This window comes from Streptomyces sp. NPDC002867, assembly GCF_053591895.1.
On record NZ_JBSFUR010000009.1, the window covers coordinates 202,071 to 221,009 of the forward strand.

Consider the following 18,939-nt stretch of genomic DNA (forward strand, 5'->3'; position numbering starts at 1 on the left):
GGTGGGGACAGCCAGTGTTCGGCACGTGTTCGACACACGGCTACTCACCGGTTTGACAACTTGTTCGACGGTCAGGCGGCCTGATTCGTCATCAGGTGAGCATCCGGATGCGCGCGTTCCGGTCGGCGGCCCCGTGCGACCAGCACGCCGCCCAGGACGGCGAGTACCGCGCCCAGGACCGCCGCCCCGGCCGGCGCGGTCGTACCGAGCAGTGCGAGCTTCCCGCTGTCCGCCGCGGCCAGGTCCACCTGCTGCCGTTGTGTACGCGGGGTGAAGGCGATCTTCTCGCTGGCCAGGAGCACGACCGCGTCCTTGTCCGAACCGGGCGCGCGCAGGGTCTTCCTCGGGCCGATGGCGGCGTACACGATACGGCCGGTGCGCCGGTCCGCGACCAGCTCGATGCCGCTGTTGGCGTACCACTCCTCGGCCAGCACCTGCGGCGTCCGCGGCCTGCCGACGAGCCGGCCCGGCACCTGGCGCACCCCCGTCCTCGTGGGAGCCACGCTGCCGGTGAACCGGAGTCCCTCGTACCCCTGCACCGTCCTGCGGCCGGCGTAGCGGAGCTGTACCACCGCGCCGAGCGTGCCGTCCCACCAGCGGTAGGAGCGCTCCTCGACGTCGAAGGGGAACTTCAGGTACGCCTCGCCGTCGAAGGCAGGCGTCTCCTGGCAGCAGTGCACCGGTTCGTTGGTGGAGCGGTCGGTCACCCAGCGCTCCAGCGTCCACTGGAGGGAGTCGCGAGTGTCGGACGCGGGCAGCGTGCGATCGGTGTCGACGGAGGTCGACACGTCCCAGACGGCGTTGCCGCTCCTGACGCTGTCGGACACGTCGCCGCGGACCTGGCGGGTGATCGTGATCGTCTTCCCGTGCACGGTCCTGAGCTTGGAGGTGTCGAAGTAGCTCCCCCTGCCGGTGAACACCGTGGTGGTGTCGACGTCGATCGGGGTGCGCTTGGCCTGTGGCTGGACGTACGCGACCAGGAGAGGGGCCAGGACCAGCAGGAAGACTCCGGCTCCCAGGAGGACAAGGGACATCGGTGAAGCGGTACGGCGCATCCGGGCACTCCTGAATCGAGAAACTCGCACGGAGATGCACGGGCCCGGGCCGGTCAGCCCTCGCGGGCCATGACAGTAGGGGGGTACTTGACGGATTGTCAATGTCCCGTCAACACTGTGCGTCCAGCCGGTGGGGGCCGGCCTTACGGGGTGGGGATCGTCTCCAACGAGGAGCTGACCCGACTATGCGCAGACTGTTCGCCGCCGCAGCGACCGCGGTGGCCGCCGCCGTACTCGCCGTGTGCACGGCCTTCGGGATCGTCGCCGTGCTCAACGCCAATCCCGAGCAGCCGAATGTCCCGTTGATCAGCTACGACACCGCCCCGCCGGGCCGATGACCCGCCCGGCATGGAGCGAGGTGCCCAGGCCGAAGGTGGAGCGGTTCGCCGCCATCGCCCTCGGCGAGGCCGGCGAACTGGCCCAGGCGATCCTCCGTGAGATCCGCCACGACTTCCCGCACCTGCGGCTCGTGGGGGACGAGTCCGGCGAGCCGATGGCACTCGTCGGCATCCGGCGCGCGATCGAACGCTTCGTGCAGCACCTGGCGTCCGGTGCCCAGGACCCCCGGGTGCCGCCCGAGGTGTTCCAGGAGTTCGGGCGGGGCGAGGGCCTGAACGGCCGCAGCCTCGACTCCCTCCAGGCGATCTACCGGCTCGGAGTCCGGCTCGCGTGGCGGAGGTTCGCCGAGATCGGCCAGCAGGTCGACATCGCCGCGCCCGCCATGTACGAACTCGCCGAATCCGGCTTCGAGTACCTGGACGGGCTCGTGGAGCAGTCGGTGCGCGGCTACGCCGAGGCGGCGGCCCGCCGCGCCGGCGAACGCCTGCGCCTTCAGCGCCAGTTGATCGACCGGTTGTTGGTCGAACACCGCGGCGACCCGGCCGCCGCGCTCGGCGAACGGGCCGCCCGCATCGGCTGGGAGCTGCCGGGGACGATCGCCGTGGGCGTGCTCATCCGGCCGGCCAGGGAGGCCGTCGCGCCGGCCGTCGGCCAGGGCATCCTCCTCGACATGGAGAGCGAGCAGCCCCGCATCGTCATCCCCGAACCGGACACCGCGGGCCGCTGGGACATGGTGCGCCGCGCCACGGCCGGCTGGTCCGGCGCGATCGGTCCCTCGGTGCCGCTCGCCGCCGCCGCGACCTCGCTGCGCTGGGCGGAGACGGCGGTGCGGCTGGTGGAGAGCGATCTGCTGCCGCGGGGCGAGGTGCTGCACTGCACCGAACGCACGGAGGAACTGGTGCTGTTACCGTCCCGGGAGCTGATCGACGCGGCGGCGCGGCGCTGTCTCGCACCGCTGGAGAGCACGAGCCCGGTGCAGGCGCGACGCCTCGCCGCGACGCTGCTCGCCTGGATCGAGACCTCGGGCGGCGCTCCCGAGGTCGCGACCCGCCTCGGCGTCCACCCCCAGACGGCCCGCTACCGGCTGCGACAGATCCGCGAACTGTGGGGCGACGCGATCGACGACCCGGACCGCCGCTTCGAAATGCTGCTGGTACTGCGCGCCCAGCGCCTGCGCGGCGAACTGAAGGACACCACGGAATGCGCGCCGGGCCGCTGACACCGGCGTCGCCGCCGCCGTCCTGCGCCGGCTGCCTCGGCCCGCCGGCCCGGCGCCCGCAGGGCGGCCCGCCGCGCGTCAGCGCGGGGTCGTCGTCCAGGCGTACGCCGTCTCCGAGGTGAACTCCCGCTGGCCGCCCGCGAACAGCAGGTCCGCCGCCAGGAACGCCGGGTCGGACGCCGTGCCCGGCACGTACGGCACGGCGATGCAGCGCATGCCCGCCGCCCGCGCGGCCGCCGCGCCGGGCGGCGCGTCCTCCAGGACGACGCAGTCCGCGGGGTCCGCGTCCAGCCGGCGGGCCGCCTCCAGGAAGACGTCCGGCTCCGGCTTGCCGCGTCCGACCTCCTCCGCGGAGACGACCAGCGGGATGTACGCGCCGAGGCCGGTCCCCGCGAGGACGGCCTCGATCGCGGCCCGCGACGAGCCCGACGCGACAGCCATCGGCACGCCGTCCGCCGCCAGACGCTCCACGAACTTCCGCATCTCGGGGAAGACGTCCGTCGACGCCCGCGCCAGCTCCAGATAGATCCGGTTCTTCTCCGCCAGCAGCGCGTCGAGCGGCGCGTCGATGGTGTACCGGGCCCGCAGGATCTCCAGCGTCTCGCGCGTGCCGATGCCGATGAACGAGGTGTGCTCCGCCCAGTCGAATCCGGTCACGCCGTGCGAGGCGAGCACCCTGCGCCCCGCCTCGTAGTAGTTCGGCTCGCTGTCCACCAAAGTGCCGTCGAGATCGAAGATGACCGAGGGAGTACGCGCAGTGCTCATGGCGTCCAGCATGCCAAGGGGCCGATCAGCGGGATGAACCGGCTGCCTTCCCCACCGATTCGACCAGCGGCAGCAGCCGGTAGGGCACCCGCTCGCGCAGGGCCATCTCCGTCCGCGTACGGACCACGCCGGGCAGGTTGATCAGCCGCTGGATCACGTCCTCCAGATGACCGTTGTCCCGCGCCACGACCCGGGTCAGCAGATCCCCGCCGCCCGTGATCGAGAACGCCTCGACGATCTCCGGCACGGCCGCAAGCGCCTCGCCGACCTCGTCCAGGTGACCCTGGGTCACCTCGATGTGGACGAAGGCGAGCACCGGATGACCGAGCGCGGCGGGTGAGAGGTGCGGCCCCGTGCCCGTGATCACCCCCTCGCGCTCCAGCCGTTCGATCCTGGCCTGCAGCGTGCCGCGGGCGATCTGGAGAATGCGCGCGTACTCGCGCACGCTCGTGCGCGGCTGTTCGATCAGCAAGCGCAGGATGCGGGTGTCGAGCTCGTCCACCGCCATGGTCCGTTGGTCCTTCCATGGTCCCTGTGCACCGTCTGCAACTGTACCAATGGTCCAGTGGGAATCCACCCGGTTGAGCCATTGACCTGCGGATGGTTTCCTTGCATCGACAGGGCGCTGCGCAGCGCCGGCCGGCGACGGAGCCGGACCGGACCCGCGGCGCCTTTGCCGTGTCCGAGACCGCCGCCGAGCGGCGCGTCGATCAGCAAGGGGGGCGGGACGACCGTCGTGAGGAGCATGACCGGCCTGCAGCACATCAAGAGGGCATTCTCCGCGCCCGACCCGGGACGCCTGCGGCTGCGCGTCTCGACGCGCGCCGTCCTCGGCGTCGGCCTCGCCGTCGCCGCCACGGAGCTCGCCGGCCTCTCGCTCGTCGCCTCGATCACCGCCGGCCTCGCCGCGATGCTCGCCCTCTTCACCGTCGCCGACCCGACGGTGCGCCGGCAGGCCGTGACGACGGCGCTGCTGCCGGCGGCCGGCTTCCCCGTCCTGGCACTGGCCACCGTCCTGCACGGACAGCCGCCGGCGCGCGCCGCCGTGTGGCTCGCGGTGGTCTTCTGCGGTGTCTACGCCCGCCGATGGGGTCCGCGCGGGCACGCGCTGGGGATCTTCGCGTTCATGATGTTCTTCGTCACCCAGTTCCTGCACGCCGTCCCCGCGCAGCTGCCCGAACTGTACGGAGCCGTCGCCCTGGCCCTCGCCGCCGCGTCCGCCGTCCGCTTCGGGGCATGGTGCATCGAGCGCCGGACGCCCCCGCCCCCGCTGCCCGCGCCGCTGCCCGGCCGCGGCCTCGCCCGGCCCACCACCCGCCAGGCCTTCCAGGCCGCCGCCGCGTGCGCCCTGGCGCTCGCGGCCGGGCAGTTCGTGTCCGGGGACCGCTGGTACTGGGCCGTCGGCACCGCCTGGTGGATCTTCGTCAACACCGCGTCCCGCGGCGAGACGCTGATACGCGGCTTCCGCCGGGTCGTCGGCACCGTCACCGGCATCCTCGCGGGCCTGCTCGTCGCCGTCCCGGTGGCGGGCGCGCCCGGTCCCACCGCCGTGCTGGTCGCCGTGTGCGTCTTCGGCATCTTCTACACCGCGGCCCCGTCGTACAGCTGGATGATGTTCTTCGTGACCGTCATGGCCGGTCTGCTCTACGGGCTGCTCGGTGTGCTCCACCCGGGCCTGCTGCTCCTGCGCCTCGAGGAGACCGCGGTCGGCGCGCTGGGCGCGGCGCTCGCCGTCGCGCTGGTCCTGCCCGTGACCACCCACACCGCGACCGACGCCTGGATCCGGCGCGCGGTCCGGTGCGTGCACGACTGCACCACCACGGCCGCGCGGCGCCTCGCCGGCGACGAGACGGCGGATCCCGCGCCGCTCGCCGCGGAGCTGGAGCTGCTGCTCGGCCGCGTACGCCTCTCGCTCGCGCCACTGGTCCACCCGCTCAGCCCGCTGCGTGCGCGAAAGGCCCGCGCGCGCCGGGTCATCGAGCTGCTCGACGTATGCGCCCGCGAGGTGCGCGGCCTGGCCGCCGTCGCCGCCGATGCGCAGGCGTCCCACGACGCCCGGCTCGCCGCAGCCTGCGGCCGCGTCGAGGCGGCCGTCCACGCGCTGGTGCCGGCGCGGCCCGCCCGCCCCTCGGCCGCGACGGAGGTCGTGCACGTACCGCCGCACCACCCGGGGGCCGAGGCGGCGCTCGGTCACCTCCACGGCCTCGAACGCGCGCTCGCGGACCTCGCCCATCCGGTGCGCACCTCCCCGCGCGCCCCGCTGGTACCGGCGTGAGCGGCCTGCCGCGCGGTTGCCGCCCCAAGCGATCCTCTTTGGTCTAGACCTACTGCTACCGTCGGGGCCGCGCACCCGTGTGCGGCCCGTGGGCGGTCCACGGGCGCTCCACGGGGCGGAGAGGGGACTGCTGTGGGTGGCACAGGCGTGGGGCGGGCCTTCATCGGATCGTTCACCTCGGCGGGCGGACGGGGGATCGTCGCCGCCTCGGTGGACCCCGGCACCGGAGCCCTGACAGCCACCGCCGCCACCCGTGCGGTCGCCGACCCCTCCTATCTCGCCGTGACGGACTCGGTCCTGTACGCCGTCTCCGAGACGGCCGACGGCGCCGTCGCCGCCTTCGACATCACGGGCGGCGCGCTGCGCCCGCTCGGCGGACCGGTACTCGTCGGCGGCCACAGCCCGACGCACCTCGCGCTCGCCCCGGGCCGGCTGCTGACGGCCCACTACGGCTCCGGCAGCGTCAGTGTGCTGCCGCTCGGCCCGGACGGATCACCGGGCCCGGTCGCGTCGGTCGTCCGGTACGAGGGTCGCGGCCCCGACCCGGACCGGCAGACGCGGCCGCACGCCCACCAGGTCCGGCCCGACCCGTCCGGGCGCTGGATCCTCGCCGTCGACCTCGGCTCCGATGCGGTGCGCGTCCACGCCCTCGATCCCGTCACCGGCGGTCCGGCGGAGGGCCACCGGACGACCGCGCTGCCGCCCGGTACGGGACCGCGCCACCTCGCCTTCCACCCCGGCGGCCGACATGCCTACGTGCTGGGCGAACTGGAGCCGACGCTCACCGTGTGCCGCTGGGACGACCGCAGCGGGATCCTGGAGCCGGTCGCCGCGAACCGCGTCCTGCCGGACGGCGTGGCGGGACCGGCGTATCCCTCGGCAGTCGTCGTCGCGCCCGACGGCAGGCGCGTGTGGGCCGCGATCCGGGGCCACGACAGCATCGCGGTGCTGGACCTGGACGAGACCTCCGAGAAGGCGGAGATCGTGACCACGGTTCCGTGCGGCGGCCACTGGCCCCGCGACCTCGCACTCGATCCCTCGGGCCGCAGGCTCTACGCCGCGAACGAGCGTTCCGGGGACGTCACCTGGTTCCACGTCGACGAGGCGACGGGCATCCCGCACCCCGCGGGTTCCCTGCCGGTCCCGGCCGCTTCCTGCGTGGTCTTCACCTGACCCGTCCGGCGCGCGGCGGCCGGCCGCGCCCACGCGAAGGGCCCGTGCCGGTCGAGACGTCGACCGGCACGGGCCCTTCGGCACCGACACCCTGCGGGACCGTCAGCGCAGCTGAGTCCCCTGCGGCTGGGCGATGCCCAGGGCGGTCGCGTACTGCGACAGCACCAGCTTGCCGATGGCCGGGTACGCGCCGAGGGCCTCGGAGGCGGCGCAGCCGGCATCCTTCACGGCGGCGTCGAGCAGCCCCTCCGGCAGCTCCGGACCCACCAGGTACGGCGCCAGCGCCAGCTGGACGGAGCCCGAACCGCGCAGCTGCTCCGCGACCGCGGCCGCCGAACCCGGCTCGTCGAGCGCCGCGGCCATCACCGGCACGGCCAGCCGGGCCGCCAGGAGCATGCCGGTGATACCGGCGGCCTGCACGGCCTCCTCGCCGCCCACCGTGGCGAGGATGATGCCGTCGGCCGCCGTCGCCACCGTGAACAGCCGCGCGCGGTCGGCACGCGCCATACCGGCCTCGGAGAGCCGGACGTGCACGGCCTCGGCGAGCAGCGGGTGCGGACCGAGGACGTCGGTCAGCTCCACCGTGACGCGGCTGTCCATGAGGGCCTCGCGGATCCGGCGCATCAGCGCGTTGTCCGGGCCCGCCAGCAGCGGGACGACGACGGCGGCAGGGCCCTCGGGCTCGGCGACCTCGCGGCCGGCGGCCTTGGCGATCTCGTAGCGCTCGGTGCGGACGGCCGCCGTGCGCGCGAGGACCGTCGCCAGCGTCGGGTACTCCTCGTCGTCGCCCTCGAGGTAACCGATGGCGACTTCGAGGCCGGGCAGCTCGGAGCGGGCGATGCTTATGACCTCTTCGGCCAGGCTGCGCGTCGTGGGCGCGGTGGCGCCGGGCACGGCGAGAACGAGCGCGGGCGCGCCCTCGGGAGCGGCCACGGGCTCCGGGCGGCGGTGTCGCCCGGTCTGTCGGGGGCGTGGCATTCGTACAGGCAGGCCGGGTGCAGGCCCAGTGGGGGAGCTCATGGCGCCGCATGCTACTGGCTTTGTGCGCGCGGCTGTTCGGGGAGGGTGCAGTCGTGCGTCTTCTGTCCGTGTTTATCCGCCGGGCGGTGTACGGATCACGCAACCCCGTCCGTCACGACGTGCAGCATGGCCGGATGCGGCGGCAGCAGCAGCCCGCCGGTCGCGACGGCCTCCGCGAGAAGCAGCGCGCCGGACAGCGGATCCCCGGCCGGGGGAACGACGCGCGCCTGGGGGACCTGGTGCGCGAGCTCGGCCCGCAGCGGCACGAGCAGCGGGTCTCCGAGCTTCGCCACTCCGCCGGTCACCGCGACCTCGCACCCGTCCGGCGCGTCGGGCCCCGCCGGGCACACGGCCGCGGCAGCCTCGGCGATGTGCTCGGCCGCGCGCGCGAGGATGCCCGCCGCCACCGGGTCGTGGTCCGCGCAGGCGGCCACCTCGGGGGCGAAGGAGGCCAGCATCGCGGGCCGGTCGGCGCGGGGGTAGATCAGCCCCGGCAGCTCCGCCGCCGGGCCGAACACGGCCTCCATCCGCGCCAGCAGCGCCCGCGAACCGCCCCTGCGTCCGTCGTGCGCGCGCAGCGCCGCCTCGAGGCCCACCCGGCCGATCCAGGCGCCGCCGCCGCAGTCGCCCAGCAGATGACCCCAGCCGTCGGCCCGGCACCACGACGCGAGGTCCGTGCCGACCGCGATCATGCCGGTGCCCGCCGCGACCACGGCGCCGGGCCGCTGACCCAGCGCACCCGCGTACGCGGTCACCGCGTCGGCGGCCAGCCCCACACGTCGTACGCCGAGCGACGCGGCCAGCGCGGCGGGCAGTTCGGCGCGCAGCCGGCCGCCCAGCGTGGCCATCCCGGCCGCGCCGATCACCACGGCCGTCGGCTCGCCGCCCCCGGCCCGCTCCAGGAGGGCGCGCGCCATCGGGACGAGCTGCTCCAGCATGTGCCCGGCGTCGATCCCGTCCGAGCCCGTGCGCACCGGTTCGGCCGACACCGAGATCGCGGCCTTCTCCAGCGCGCCCGCCTCGGCGAGCGCGACCCGCAGGCCCGAGCCGCCCGAGTCGACGCCGAGCACGCGGATCACGGAAGCCGCCAGTCGACGGGCTGCCCGCCCTGCCGGATCAGCAGCTCGTTGACCCGGCTGAACGGGCGGGAGCCGAAGAAACCGCGGTCCGCGGACATGGGCGAGGGGTGCGACGACTCGATCGCCGGCAGATCGCCCAGCAGCGGGCGCAGATTGCGCGCGTCCCGGCCCCACAGCACCGACACCAGCGGCTTGCCACGCGCCGCGAGCGCGCGGATCGCCTGCTCCGTGACCTCTTCCCAGCCCTTGCCGCGGTGCGCGGCGGGTTTGCGTGGTGCGGTGGTCAGCGCCCTGTTGAGCAGCAGCACACCCTGACGCGTCCAGGGCGTGAGATCCCCGTTCGAGGGACGGGGGTGGCCGAGGTCGGCGTGCATCTCGCGGAAGATGTTGTCGAGGCTGGGCGGCCACGGCGACACGTCCGGCGCCACCGAGAAGCTGAGCCCGACGGCATGGCCCGGTGTGGGGTACGGATCCTGGCCGACGATCAGCACTCGGACATCGTCGAACGGCTGCTGGAAAGCGCGCAGCACATGCTGTCCGGCGGGCAGATACGTACGCCCCGCGGCGATCTCCGCGCGGAGGAAGTCCCCCATGGCGGCGATGCGTTCGGCCACGGGGGCGAGAGCGTCGGCCCAGCCGGGCTCGATGATTTCTTTCAGCGGTCGTGGTGCCACGGGGCGTCACTCTACTGGTGCAGTCAGCACCGGCGGCACCACATGATCCGTTCCCCCGGCGGCCGTGGACCGCCGTCCGTGACCGGCCCCCGTCAGCGCATCACCGCCGCCCGCACGCACAGCACGTCCGGGAGATGCGAGGCGAGTTGCTGCCAGGAGTCGCCGTCGTCCGCACTCGCGTACACCTCGCCGTTGCGGTTGCCGAAGTAGACGCCGGCGGGGTCCGCGTCGTCCGTGCACATCGCGTCGCGCAGCACCGTCCCGAAGTGGTCGCCCTCGGGCAGACCCGCCGACAGCGCCTCCCAGCTCCCGCCCGCGTCCCCGGTCCGGTAGACCCGGCAGCGCCGGCCGGCCGGGACGCGGTCGGAATCGGCGGTGATCGGGAAGACGTACGCGGTGTCGGCGCGGTGCCGGTGCGCGGCCACCGCGAAACCGAAGTCGGATGGCAGTCCGGCGCCGATGTCGGTCCACGTGGCCCCGGCGTCGTCGCTGCGGTAGACGCCCCAGTGGTTCTGCAGGTAGAGGCGGTCCAGGTTCGCGGCGTCCTGGGCGATCTTGTGCACGCACTGCCCGAACTCCGGGTTCGGATCGGGCAGGAAGACCGCCGACACCCCCTGGTTGGAGGGCGCCCAGCTCGCTCCCCCGTCGCGGGTGCGGAACACGCCGGCCGTCGACACCGCGACCGTGACCGCGTCGGGGTCGCGGCGGTCCGTCACCACCGTGTGCAGACCTTCACCGCCGCCGCCCGGCACCCACTGCGAGCGGGTCGGGTGCTCCCACAGCGGCCTGATGAGCTCGAAGGTCTCGCCGCCGTCCTCGGAACGGAACAGCGCGGCGGGCTCGGTGCCCGCGTAGACCACGCCCGGTGCCGCGTCGGACGCCGGGTGGAGCTGCCACACCCGCTCCAGCGAGGCGCCGGTGTCCTTGGGGAACTTCACCGCCGGCTTCTTCGGCTCGACCCAGTTCCTGCCGAGGTCGTCGGAGTGGAAGACGGACGGCCCCCAGTGCGCGCTGTCGCCGCCGACGAGCAGCCGCGGCACCCCTCTGCGCGTGTCGATGCCGACCGAGTAGACGGCCTGCGCATTGAAGTGGGGGCCCTCGAACTCCCATGCACCGCCCCTCCTGCGGCCGATGAAGAGCCCTTTGCGAGTGCCTACGGTGAGCAGTACATCGGTCATGGCCGATATCCCTCCAGGACGCCGTTGTCTCGGATACGGGCCAGTCTGCACCCGACCACTGACAACGTCCTGCGATGCGGTCCGTGCGCACGTCGGCCCCGTGACAGCAGTACGGACCGGACCGGCCGGCGAAACTCATCGGTGTGCGCGGGTGAATCTCCCGCACACGCCGGCCCGCCGGGAGAGATCTCCCGGCGGGCCGGCGTCGAAGGCCCAGGGGGCGGGGGCCCGGAAGGACGGACGGATCAGACGGAGCGGTGGTACTGCTGCGGCACGTGGACCTCGGCGCCCAGCGTGCGGGCCGCGTGCCGCGCCCACGACGGGTTGCGCAGCAGCTCACGGCCGAGCAGCACGGCGTCCGCCTCGCCGTTGGAGAGGATCTTCTCGGCCTGCTCGGCCTCGGTGATCAGGCCGACCGCGGCGACCGGCAGCCCGGTCTCCGCCCTGACCCGCGCGGCGAAGGGCACCTGGTAGCCGGGGCCGGTGGGGATGCGGACGCGCGCGGCGTTGCCGCCGGAGGAGACGTCGAGCAGGTCGACGCCGTGCTCCTTGAGGAGAGCGGCGAAGCGGACGGTGTCGTCGACCGTCCAGCCGTGCTCCTCCAGCCAGTCGGTGGCCGAGATGCGGAAGAAGAGGGGCAGTTCCTCCGGCCACACCGCGCGCACGGCGTCGACGACCTCGAGCGCGAAGCGGACCCGGTTGTCGAAGGAGCCGCCGTACTCGTCGGTGCGGCGGTTGCTGTGCGGCGAGAGGAACTCGCCGATCAGGTAGCCGTGCGCGCCGTGGACCTCGGCGATCTCGAACCCGGCGTCGAGCGCGCGGCGGGCCGCGTCGGCGAACTGGCCGACGATCTCGGAGATCCCTTCCCGCGTCAGCTCGTCGGGCACGGGGTGCCCCTCGTCGAAGGGGACCGGGCTGGGGCCGAGCGGCTGCCAGCCGTGCTCGTCGGCTCCGAGCGGCGCGCCGCCCTTCCAGGGCCGGTCGGTCGAGGCCTTGCGGCCGGCATGGGCGAGCTGGACGCCCGGAACGGTGTTCTGGCTCTTGAGGAAGCGGGTGATGCGCCGGAACGCCTCCACCTGCGTGTCGTTCCAGATGCCGAGGTCCGCGGGGCTGATCCGGCCCTCGGGGCTGACCGCGGTCGCCTCGACGAGGATCAGGCCGGTGCCGCCGGCGGCGCGGGCCGCGTAGTGGGTGAAGTGCCAGTCGCCCGCGACGCCCGCGTTCGGGCCGAAGACCTCCGCGCTGTACTGGCACATCGGCGCCATCCAGGCGCGGTTGGGGATGGTCAGCGAGCGCAGGGTGCAGGGCTGGAACAGCGAGCTCACGGGGGACTCCAATTCGGACAGGACGGAACCGGGGTACGCAAATCGAAAGGCGGGACCCCGTCACGCTTCGTACGATACCCATCGTAGTACGGGAAGTGTCAAACTACGATACCTCTCGTACGATGGAGTTCGGGGTGGGCCGCAGCGGCCGCGCCCCCTGCCGTACGAAGCCCACCGGACGAACCCCGGACGAAGCGGAGCCACCGTGACCAGCGTGAGCAGCGCCCGAGTTCTCGATCACCCCGCGCGGGACGAGATCCGGCTGGAGAACGTGCTCCACGCACTCTCCGACCCCATGCGCATGCGGGTGGTCCGGGCGCTGGCGACCACCCACGACGAGCTCTCCTGTTCGTACTTCGACCTGCCCGTCACCAAGTCGACGACCACGCACCACTTCCGGGTGCTGCGCGAGAGCGGCGTGATCCAGCAGATCTACCGCGGCACCGCGAAGCTCAACTGCCTGCGCCGGGACGACCTGGAGGCCCTTTTCCCGGGTCTGCTCGACAGCGTGCTCGCCGCGGCCGAGGGCCAGGACGAACGCCTCGGCGCACGCTGAGCGGCCGGGCCCCGGCCGGCTCGGTCCGGCAGACGGCCCCGAAGCGCGGGGCCAGGGCGACGGCGACGCCTGCGACGATCTCGATGGCCTGCCGCCCGGTCCGCAGCGGCATCCCGTGACACGCCGACGTGGCCCGAGGCAGGCGGTGCCGCCTGCCGCCGACTGGGCCGCCGCCCGTGCCGCCTCAGTCCGCCCCGTCCGCGGCCGTCAGCAGGCCCTGCCAGTCCGCGATCTTGACCGAACGCCGGCCCAGCGTGCGGCCCAGTGCCTCCTCGGCCGACTCGATGGCCAGCCAGCCCGGCCAGGCGACCGGACGGTGCCCGGCGGCGCGCAGCTCCGCGACCGGATCGGCCGCGACCGGTCTGGCGGCCAGGCGCGCCGCGTCCTCCAGCAGCGAGGTGACGGTCTCCTTGGCGCACGGCCGGTTGGTGCCGATGACGCCCGTCGGTCCCCGCTTGATCCATCCCGCCACGTACTCGCCAGGGGAGGGCACGCCGCCCCTGAGCACGCGCCCTGCCGCGTTCGGCACGATGCCGCGATCCGCGTCGAAGGGGAGGCCGTCGGTCGGCACACCCCGGTAGCCCACCGCCCGCAGCACCAGCTGCGCCTCGATGTCCTCGTACGCGCCCGTGCCCCGCACCCCGCCCCGGCCGTCGGGCGCCGTGCGCTCGAAGCGGACCCCCGCGGCCCGCCCGCCGCGCTCCAGCACCTCGACCGGGCGCAGGAAGAAGCGCACATGGATGCGCCGGGCCCTGCCCGTGGGACGCCGGGCGGCCCACTCCCGTACGACCGCGAGATTGCGGCGGACGACGGCGGGCACGGCCTCGGGATCGGCGTACGCCGTCTCCAGGGCGAGGTCCGCCGGCTCGACCAGCACGTCGGCCCCGGGCAGCGCGCCCAGTTCCCGCAGCTCCTTGGTGGTGAACTTCGCGCCGGACGGACCGCGCCTGCCCACCATGTGCACCTCGCGCACACCGCTCGCCGCGAGCGCCTCGAGCGCCGGCTCGGGCACGTCCGTGGGCCGCAGTTCGTCCGCACCCCGGGCGAGGATGCGGGCCACGTCGACGGCCACGTTGCCGACCCCGATCACGACGGCCGACGGCCCGCCGAGCGGGAATCCGCCGGTCACCGCGTCGGGGTGGGCGCTGTACCAGGAGACGAAGTCGGTGGCGGAGTGGCTTCCGGGCAGGTCCTCACCGGGAATGCCGAGTCTGCGGTCCCGCGCCGCCCCCACGCAGTAGACGACGGCGTGGTACAGCTCCAGTAGCCGCGCCGGCGTCAGGCCGTGCGCCCCGACCTCGACGTTGCCGAGGAAGTCGATGCGGTCGTCCTCCAGCACGGACCGCAGGTTGTTCTGCAGCGACTTGATCTTCTCGTGGTCTGGGGCGACTCCGTAGCGCACGAGTCCGTACGGGCAGGGAAGACGGTCCAGGATGTGCACCCGGACGTCGGGCACGGCGGACTGCTGGACGAGGGACTGCGCGGCGTAGACCCCGCTGGGGCCCGATCCGACGACGGCGACACGAAGCACGACTGCGCTCCTTCCCGCAGGGGATTCCAGCATCGCACCGGTGTGCGCGCCTGGGGAGTCTCCCGCCCGAGTGTCGTCGCGGCGTCGCGGCGCGGCAGCTCACAGCGCTCGCATCCGGCCGATCTCGCTCGTCTGCTGCGCGATCACGTCGTTCGCCATCTCCTCCACCGCGACGTTGTTGCCGTTCGACAGGACATCGGCCGCCATGGTGAGCGCCCCCTGGTGGTGGGTGATCATCAGCTTGAGGAAGAGCTCGTCGAAGGCCGTCCCCTCGGCATGGCGCAGCTGGTCGAGCTGGGCGTCGGTGGCCATACCCGGCATGGAGGCGTGGTCGTGCTCGTGGGGGCCTGCCGAGTCCCCGCCGTGCGTCTCCAGCCACGCCCGCATCGCCCCCACCTCGGGCTCCTGCGCGGCGGCGATGCGCCCGGCGAGCCGCTCGATGCGCTGCGAGCCCGCTCGGCCCTCGGCCAGCGAGGTCATCTCCAGTGCCTGCTCGTGGTGCTTGATCATCATCTGTGCGTAGCGGAAGTCGGCGGCGTTGGGACTGTCGTCCGGCACGGCCTTCGCGGCCTCGTCGGCGGACAGGGTCTTCGCCGGCTCTCCCGGCTTCCCGGGCGCGAGGACCGGCGCCCCCTTGTCCGCGCCCGCCTCGGCGCGCGTGCCGGAGTCCGCGTCGCAGGCCGCGAGGGCGAGCGCGGCGGCGGCAACCGCCGCGGCCCTGAACGAGGTTCGAGTGCGCGCGGATCTGCGGGGCTTCAACACGGCGACCTCCTGTGGCACTTGGCGTGTTCGAGGAGCGTACTTGCTTGAACGCGCGGCGAGTCGATCAAAAACCTTCATTACATGTGTGTTGCCATCTGTTGAGATGTGCATGCAAAGGAAGATACTGCCGGGGTCCGTGAACCGTTCCGCCAAGAACGGCGACAAGGGAGGACGCAGTGACCCCGTTGCACACCACCGGAGTGCGGCGCAGACGTCTCGGCGCGGCGGCGGCCGCCGCCGGTCTGCTGACCGCGCTGCTGACCGCGGGACCGGCCGTGGCGATCCCCGACCCGGGAGACGCTCCGGCCGGGGGCAAGGTCTCGTCGAGCCAGGCGGCCGGGACCCGGTCCGCCATCGCGAGCGGTGAGATCCCCGGTGTGGACGAGATCGTCCACAGCGACAACATCGAGCACGTGAGCAACATCCCCAAGGACGCGATCAAGGGGACCAACTCGGACCTCGCGTTCCAGGGCTCGTATGCCTTCGCCGGCAACTACGACGGGTTCCGGATCTTCGACATCAGCGACCCCAGGTCACCGAAGTCCGTGGCCCAGGTGCTGTGTCCCGGATCGCAGAACGACATCAGCGTCGCCGGCGACCTGCTCTTCCTGTCCACCGACTCCTCGCGCAGCGACAACTCCTGCAACAGCACCTCGCAGCCGGCCACGGAGAAGTCGTCGTGGGAGGGCATGAAGATCTTCGACATCAGCGACAAGCGCAACCCGAAGTACGTCGCCGCCGTCGAGACCGCCTGCGGCTCGCACACCCACACCCTCGTTCCCGAGCGCAGGAACGTCTACGTCTACGTGTCGTCCTACGCGCCGAACGCCGCGTTCCCCGACTGCCGGCCGCCGCACGACGGCATCTCCGTCATCAAGGTGCCCCGCAAGGCCCCCGAGCAGGCCGCCGTCGTGAACTTCCCCGTGCTCTTCCCCGGTGAGGGCCCCGACGGAGGCGGCAACCCGGGCGGGCCGACCAACCCGGGCGTCTCCAAGACCACCGGCTGCCACGACATCACCGTGCTGCCCGCCAAGGACCTCGCCGCCGGTGCCTGCATGGGCGACGGCATCCTGTTCGACATCGAGGACCCGGAGAACCCGAGGGTCATCGACCGCGTCCAGGACAACGTGAACTTCTCCTTCTGGCACTCGGCCACCTTCAACCAGAAGGCGAACAGGGTCGTCTTCGCCGACGAGCTGGGCGGCGGCGTCGCGGCCACCTGCAACACCCGGGTCGGCCCGAACCGCGGCGCCGACGGCATCTACGACATCACCGGCAAGGGCGACGGGCGCAAGCTGGTCTTCCGCAGCTACTTCAAGATCGACCGCCACCAGGCAGACACCGAGAACTGCGTGGCGCACAACGCCTCGCTGATCCCGGTCAAGGGCCGCGACATCATGGTCCAGGCCTGGTACCAGGGCGGCGTCTCGGTGGTGGACTTCACCGACGCCGACCGGGCCGAGGAGATCGCTTACTTCGAGCGCGGCCCGGTCAGCACGGGCAACCTCGTCGTCGCCGGCTCCTGGTCCGCGTACTACTACAACGGCTACATCTACTCCAACGACATGGCCAAGGGCCTCGACGTCCTGAGGATCGAGGACCGGCGCACGGACGCCGGCGCGCGGGTGCGGATGCACGAGCTCAACGTGCAGACGCAGCCGGACTACTTCGAGGACTTCGACAGCTCCGACGACTGACCCGGGACAGCCGGGGCAGGACGAGACGTTCCGCCGGGTCCACGCGGGCCCGGCGGAACGCCGAGCTCCCAGTCCAGCCCGTAGCGCTGGAACAGCTCGGCGCGCAGGCGTGCGAGAGGCATGGGCGCACCCGGCAGCAGCACGGCGAACACCGCGCCCATCAGCAGGGCGCGCAGCAGCGGATAGTCGGTGTCCACGTCCGTGGAGCCGTACCGTTCCACCGTGTCGCGCAGCAGAGCGGCGAGCTGCTGCTGCTCCGGGCCCTGCACGAACCCCTCGGCCTGCAGGATCCCCGCCATGTGCGTACGCATCAGCCTCGGATGCTCGACCGCGAGACACAGGATCGCGTCGACGGCGCGCGCCAGGCGCTCCCGCCCGTCCTCGGTGCGCGGCTCGCGTTCGAGCGCGGCCTCCAGCGTGCGGTGCATGAGCCGGTGCACCGCGGACTGCAGCAACTGGTGCTTGCCGGGAAAGTAGTACGAGACGAGACCGCGGGCCGAGCCCGCCCGGTCGGCGATGTCGCCGAGCGTCGTCGCCTCGAATCCTCTCTCGTCGACCAGCTCCACCGTCGCCTGCAGCAGCCGCTCGCGCGAACGCCGACGAAGTTCTTCATTGACCTCTGCGCTCCGCGGGGACATCCTGGACTCCTGCGTTGACTGGCTCGGAGCCAATATACTCAGCGCGTCCCGCCTCCAGGCCCAGCGGGGGCTGGTCGGCGGATGTGGTGCCCGGACCGGGCGACGCGGGGGATCGTCCGGTCCGGGTGGCTCTTCACCTGATTCTTTCGGCTGTCTTCAGTGTGCTCCGCTCGCGTCGCCGACCGGGCGCCCGGCCGCCCGGCGGTCCCGGTCGACCAGTTCGAGCACCGGGCGCAGCCCGTCGGGCCGCTCGTCCACCGGCAGGTGGTCCACGAAGCGCACCGCGCACCCGAGGGCCGCGGCGCCACCGTCGGCCTGCGGGTGGTCGCCCACCATCAGGGCGTCGTGCGGGTCCCGGCCGAGCGCCTCGCAGGCCGCGCGGAACAGCCGGGCGTCCGGCTTCTGCACCCCGTGCTCGTACGACAGCGTGTACGCGTCGACAAGGGCGTCCACGCCGTGGGCGCGGAACACCGGCCTCAGGTCCCAGCCGATGTTGCTCACGACCCCGACCCGTACGCCGCGCTCCCGCAGCCCGCGCAGCACCTCGGCCGCGTCCGGGTAGGGGCGCCAGGCCGCGGGCGTCATATGGCGGTCGTAGAGCGCGTCGTACAGGCCCCGTCGGGCAGCGCCACCTCGCGGGCGAGACCGGTGTACACGGCTCGGTGCAGCTCCGGGCTCCTGTCGCGTACCGCCCACTGCTCGGCCAGGTGCTCCGGCAGGCGCAGCGGCGGCGGCCCGCCGGGGAGGGCGCCGGCCTCGGCCGGCCGACGTGCGAGGTGCTCCGCTTCGGACTCCGGGAGCGCGGTGTCCCGGTCCCGGAGCACCGCGCGGAGCCAGTCGCGGGCCGACTCGCTGCGGAACAGCGTGCCGGAGAAGTCGAACAGCACCGCCGTGATCGCCATGCCGGCGATCCTTCGCGGTTCAGCGACGCCGCGACAAGACCGCCCTGTGGTACGAGACCGTCGTCAGGGCCACCACGGCCGCCCCCAGCAGCCATCCGGCGACCACGTCGGAGGGCCAGTGGACGCCCAGATACACGCGCGTGAGGCCCACACCGGCGACGCTCACGACGGCGAGCGCGACGCCCCACGCCCAGCCGGCCCCGGACGCTCCGTAGCGCCGCGCCAGCCACAGGAGCAGCCCGCAGGTGACCGCCGCCGTCATCGCGTGACCGGAGGGGAACGCCGCGTACTGCGCGGAGTCCACCGGGTCAGGCCACTGCGGACGTTCCCGGCCCGCCATCGCCTTCAGCGACTGCTGCACGGCCGCGGCCAGGGCGCTCGCGGCGGCCACCCACACCGCGAGGAGCCGTTCGCCCCGCAGCCACAGCCACACGGTCGCTGTGGCGGCCAGCAGGCGCATCGTCCAGGGGTCCCACACCCAGTCCGTCAGCACCCGGTTGACGCGGGTGAGCCCCGGCTCGGCGACCGCGGTGCTGTGCAGCGCCTCCGCGACGTCGCGGTCGAAGGCGAGCAGCGGGGACCAGGGCAGGACCACCAGCACCGTCAGCACGGCCGTCAGGGCCAGGCAGACCGTGCCCGTACGGGCCGCCGCGGTCACGCGCGGGGCCGGACGACGGGCAGGGGAGGGGGCCGGGCTCAGCGGGCGTGAGAGGGTCATGCACCGATCCTGGCCTCTTTACGTGCGGTCCGG

The 18,939-nt window shown here is 73.2% G+C and carries 18 protein-coding genes and 1 pseudogene; 6 read left to right on the forward strand and 13 right to left on the reverse strand.

Going from position 1 to position 18,939, the window contains the following annotated elements; genetic code table 11:
* Positions 1–71: 71 nt before the first annotated feature.
* Positions 72–1,055 carry a DUF3068 domain-containing protein gene (locus tag ACWD0A_RS12120; RefSeq protein WP_451297132.1) on the reverse strand — a complete coding sequence of 328 codons (984 nt, stop codon included), beginning with the start codon at positions 1,053–1,055 and terminating at the stop codon, positions 72–74.
* A 185-nt stretch (positions 1,056–1,240) separates the two neighbouring features.
* On the opposite strand from ACWD0A_RS12120, the gene ACWD0A_RS12125 reads away from it, so the two are divergent.
* Complete coding sequence (locus ACWD0A_RS12125) at positions 1,241–1,393, forward strand: hypothetical protein (RefSeq protein WP_451297134.1); 153 nt, start codon at positions 1,241–1,243, stop codon at positions 1,391–1,393.
* Positions 1,390–2,613, forward strand: coding sequence for a PucR family transcriptional regulator (locus ACWD0A_RS12130; protein ID WP_451297136.1), 1,224 nt, complete (start codon positions 1,390–1,392; stop codon positions 2,611–2,613). Before ACWD0A_RS12125 ends, ACWD0A_RS12130 begins: the two co-directional genes overlap by 4 nt.
* A gap of 78 nt (positions 2,614–2,691) precedes the next feature.
* Here ACWD0A_RS12130 and ACWD0A_RS12135 read toward each other — a convergent pair whose 3' ends face one another.
* Together ACWD0A_RS12135 and ACWD0A_RS12140 are read right to left on the reverse strand one after the other, a co-directional pair.
* On the reverse strand, positions 2,692–3,378 hold the full coding sequence (locus tag ACWD0A_RS12135; RefSeq protein ID WP_451297138.1) for an HAD family hydrolase: 687 nt from the start codon (positions 3,376–3,378) through the stop codon (positions 2,692–2,694).
* Positions 3,379–3,403: 25 nt separating this feature from the next.
* Entirely contained in the window at positions 3,404–3,886 is a 483-nt protein-coding gene (locus ACWD0A_RS12140; protein WP_451297140.1) for an Lrp/AsnC family transcriptional regulator, read from the reverse strand.
* A 237-nt stretch (positions 3,887–4,123) separates the two neighbouring features.
* On the opposite strand from ACWD0A_RS12140, the gene ACWD0A_RS12145 reads away from it, so the two are divergent.
* On the forward strand, positions 4,124–5,653 hold the full coding sequence (locus ACWD0A_RS12145) for an FUSC family protein (RefSeq protein ID WP_451297142.1): 1,530 nt from the start codon (positions 4,124–4,126) through the stop codon (positions 5,651–5,653).
* A 132-nt stretch (positions 5,654–5,785) separates the two neighbouring features.
* Positions 5,786–6,826 carry a lactonase family protein gene (locus tag ACWD0A_RS12150; protein ID WP_451297144.1) on the forward strand — a complete coding sequence of 347 codons (1,041 nt, stop codon included), beginning with the start codon at positions 5,786–5,788 and terminating at the stop codon, positions 6,824–6,826.
* Positions 6,827–6,928: 102 nt separating this feature from the next.
* Here ACWD0A_RS12150 and ACWD0A_RS12155 read toward each other — a convergent pair whose 3' ends face one another.
* The 5 genes from ACWD0A_RS12155 to ACWD0A_RS12175 all read right to left on the reverse strand — a co-directional run bounded on the left by ACWD0A_RS12155 (position 6,929) and on the right by ACWD0A_RS12175 (position 12,102).
* Positions 6,929–7,846, reverse strand: a complete 918-nt coding sequence (locus ACWD0A_RS12155; protein ID WP_451297146.1) for a sirohydrochlorin chelatase — start codon at positions 7,844–7,846, stop codon at positions 6,929–6,931.
* A gap of 95 nt (positions 7,847–7,941) precedes the next feature.
* Positions 7,942–8,916, reverse strand: a complete 975-nt coding sequence (locus ACWD0A_RS12160; RefSeq protein ID WP_451297148.1) for an N-acetylglucosamine kinase — start codon at positions 8,914–8,916, stop codon at positions 7,942–7,944.
* 5 nt (positions 8,917–8,921) lie between these two features.
* Complete coding sequence (locus ACWD0A_RS12165; protein ID WP_451297150.1) at positions 8,922–9,599, reverse strand: uracil-DNA glycosylase; 678 nt, start codon at positions 9,597–9,599, stop codon at positions 8,922–8,924.
* Positions 9,600–9,691: 92 nt separating this feature from the next.
* The gene (locus tag ACWD0A_RS12170) at positions 9,692–10,777 is read right to left on the reverse strand and encodes a WD40/YVTN/BNR-like repeat-containing protein (RefSeq protein WP_451297152.1); all 1,086 of its coding nucleotides are present in this window, start codon (positions 10,775–10,777) and stop codon (positions 9,692–9,694) included.
* 245 nt (positions 10,778–11,022) lie between these two features.
* On the reverse strand, positions 11,023–12,102 hold the full coding sequence (locus ACWD0A_RS12175) for an NADH:flavin oxidoreductase/NADH oxidase (RefSeq protein WP_451297154.1): 1,080 nt from the start codon (positions 12,100–12,102) through the stop codon (positions 11,023–11,025).
* Positions 12,103–12,307: 205 nt separating this feature from the next.
* Between ACWD0A_RS12175 and ACWD0A_RS12180 the strand changes: the two genes are divergently transcribed.
* The gene (locus tag ACWD0A_RS12180) at positions 12,308–12,658 is read left to right on the forward strand and encodes an ArsR/SmtB family transcription factor (RefSeq protein WP_307716772.1); all 351 of its coding nucleotides are present in this window, start codon (positions 12,308–12,310) and stop codon (positions 12,656–12,658) included.
* A 184-nt stretch (positions 12,659–12,842) separates the two neighbouring features.
* On the opposite strand, the gene ACWD0A_RS12185 is transcribed toward ACWD0A_RS12180, so the two are convergent.
* Positions 12,843–14,189 carry an FAD-dependent oxidoreductase gene (locus ACWD0A_RS12185; RefSeq protein WP_451297156.1) on the reverse strand — a complete coding sequence of 449 codons (1,347 nt, stop codon included), beginning with the start codon at positions 14,187–14,189 and terminating at the stop codon, positions 12,843–12,845.
* A gap of 99 nt (positions 14,190–14,288) precedes the next feature.
* On the reverse strand, positions 14,289–14,951 hold the full coding sequence (locus tag ACWD0A_RS12190; RefSeq protein ID WP_451297158.1) for a DUF305 domain-containing protein: 663 nt from the start codon (positions 14,949–14,951) through the stop codon (positions 14,289–14,291).
* A gap of 176 nt (positions 14,952–15,127) precedes the next feature.
* On the opposite strand from ACWD0A_RS12190, the gene ACWD0A_RS12195 reads away from it, so the two are divergent.
* Entirely contained in the window at positions 15,128–16,648 is a 1,521-nt protein-coding gene (locus tag ACWD0A_RS12195) for an LVIVD repeat-containing protein (protein WP_451297160.1), read from the forward strand.
* On the opposite strand, the gene ACWD0A_RS12200 is transcribed toward ACWD0A_RS12195, so the two are convergent.
* From ACWD0A_RS12200 to ACWD0A_RS12210, 3 genes and pseudogenes are all read right to left on the reverse strand, one after another.
* On the reverse strand, positions 16,615–17,286 hold the full coding sequence (locus ACWD0A_RS12200; protein ID WP_451297162.1) for a TetR/AcrR family transcriptional regulator: 672 nt from the start codon (positions 17,284–17,286) through the stop codon (positions 16,615–16,617). The two genes, ACWD0A_RS12195 and ACWD0A_RS12200, sit on opposite strands and share 34 nt — an antisense overlap.
* A gap of 156 nt (positions 17,287–17,442) precedes the next feature.
* Positions 17,443–18,188: pseudogene (locus ACWD0A_RS12205) on the reverse strand (HAD family hydrolase).
* A 19-nt stretch (positions 18,189–18,207) separates the two neighbouring features.
* Positions 18,208–18,906 carry a phosphatase PAP2 family protein gene (locus tag ACWD0A_RS12210; protein ID WP_451297164.1) on the reverse strand — a complete coding sequence of 233 codons (699 nt, stop codon included), beginning with the start codon at positions 18,904–18,906 and terminating at the stop codon, positions 18,208–18,210.
* Between the last annotated feature and the right edge of the window lie 33 nt (positions 18,907–18,939).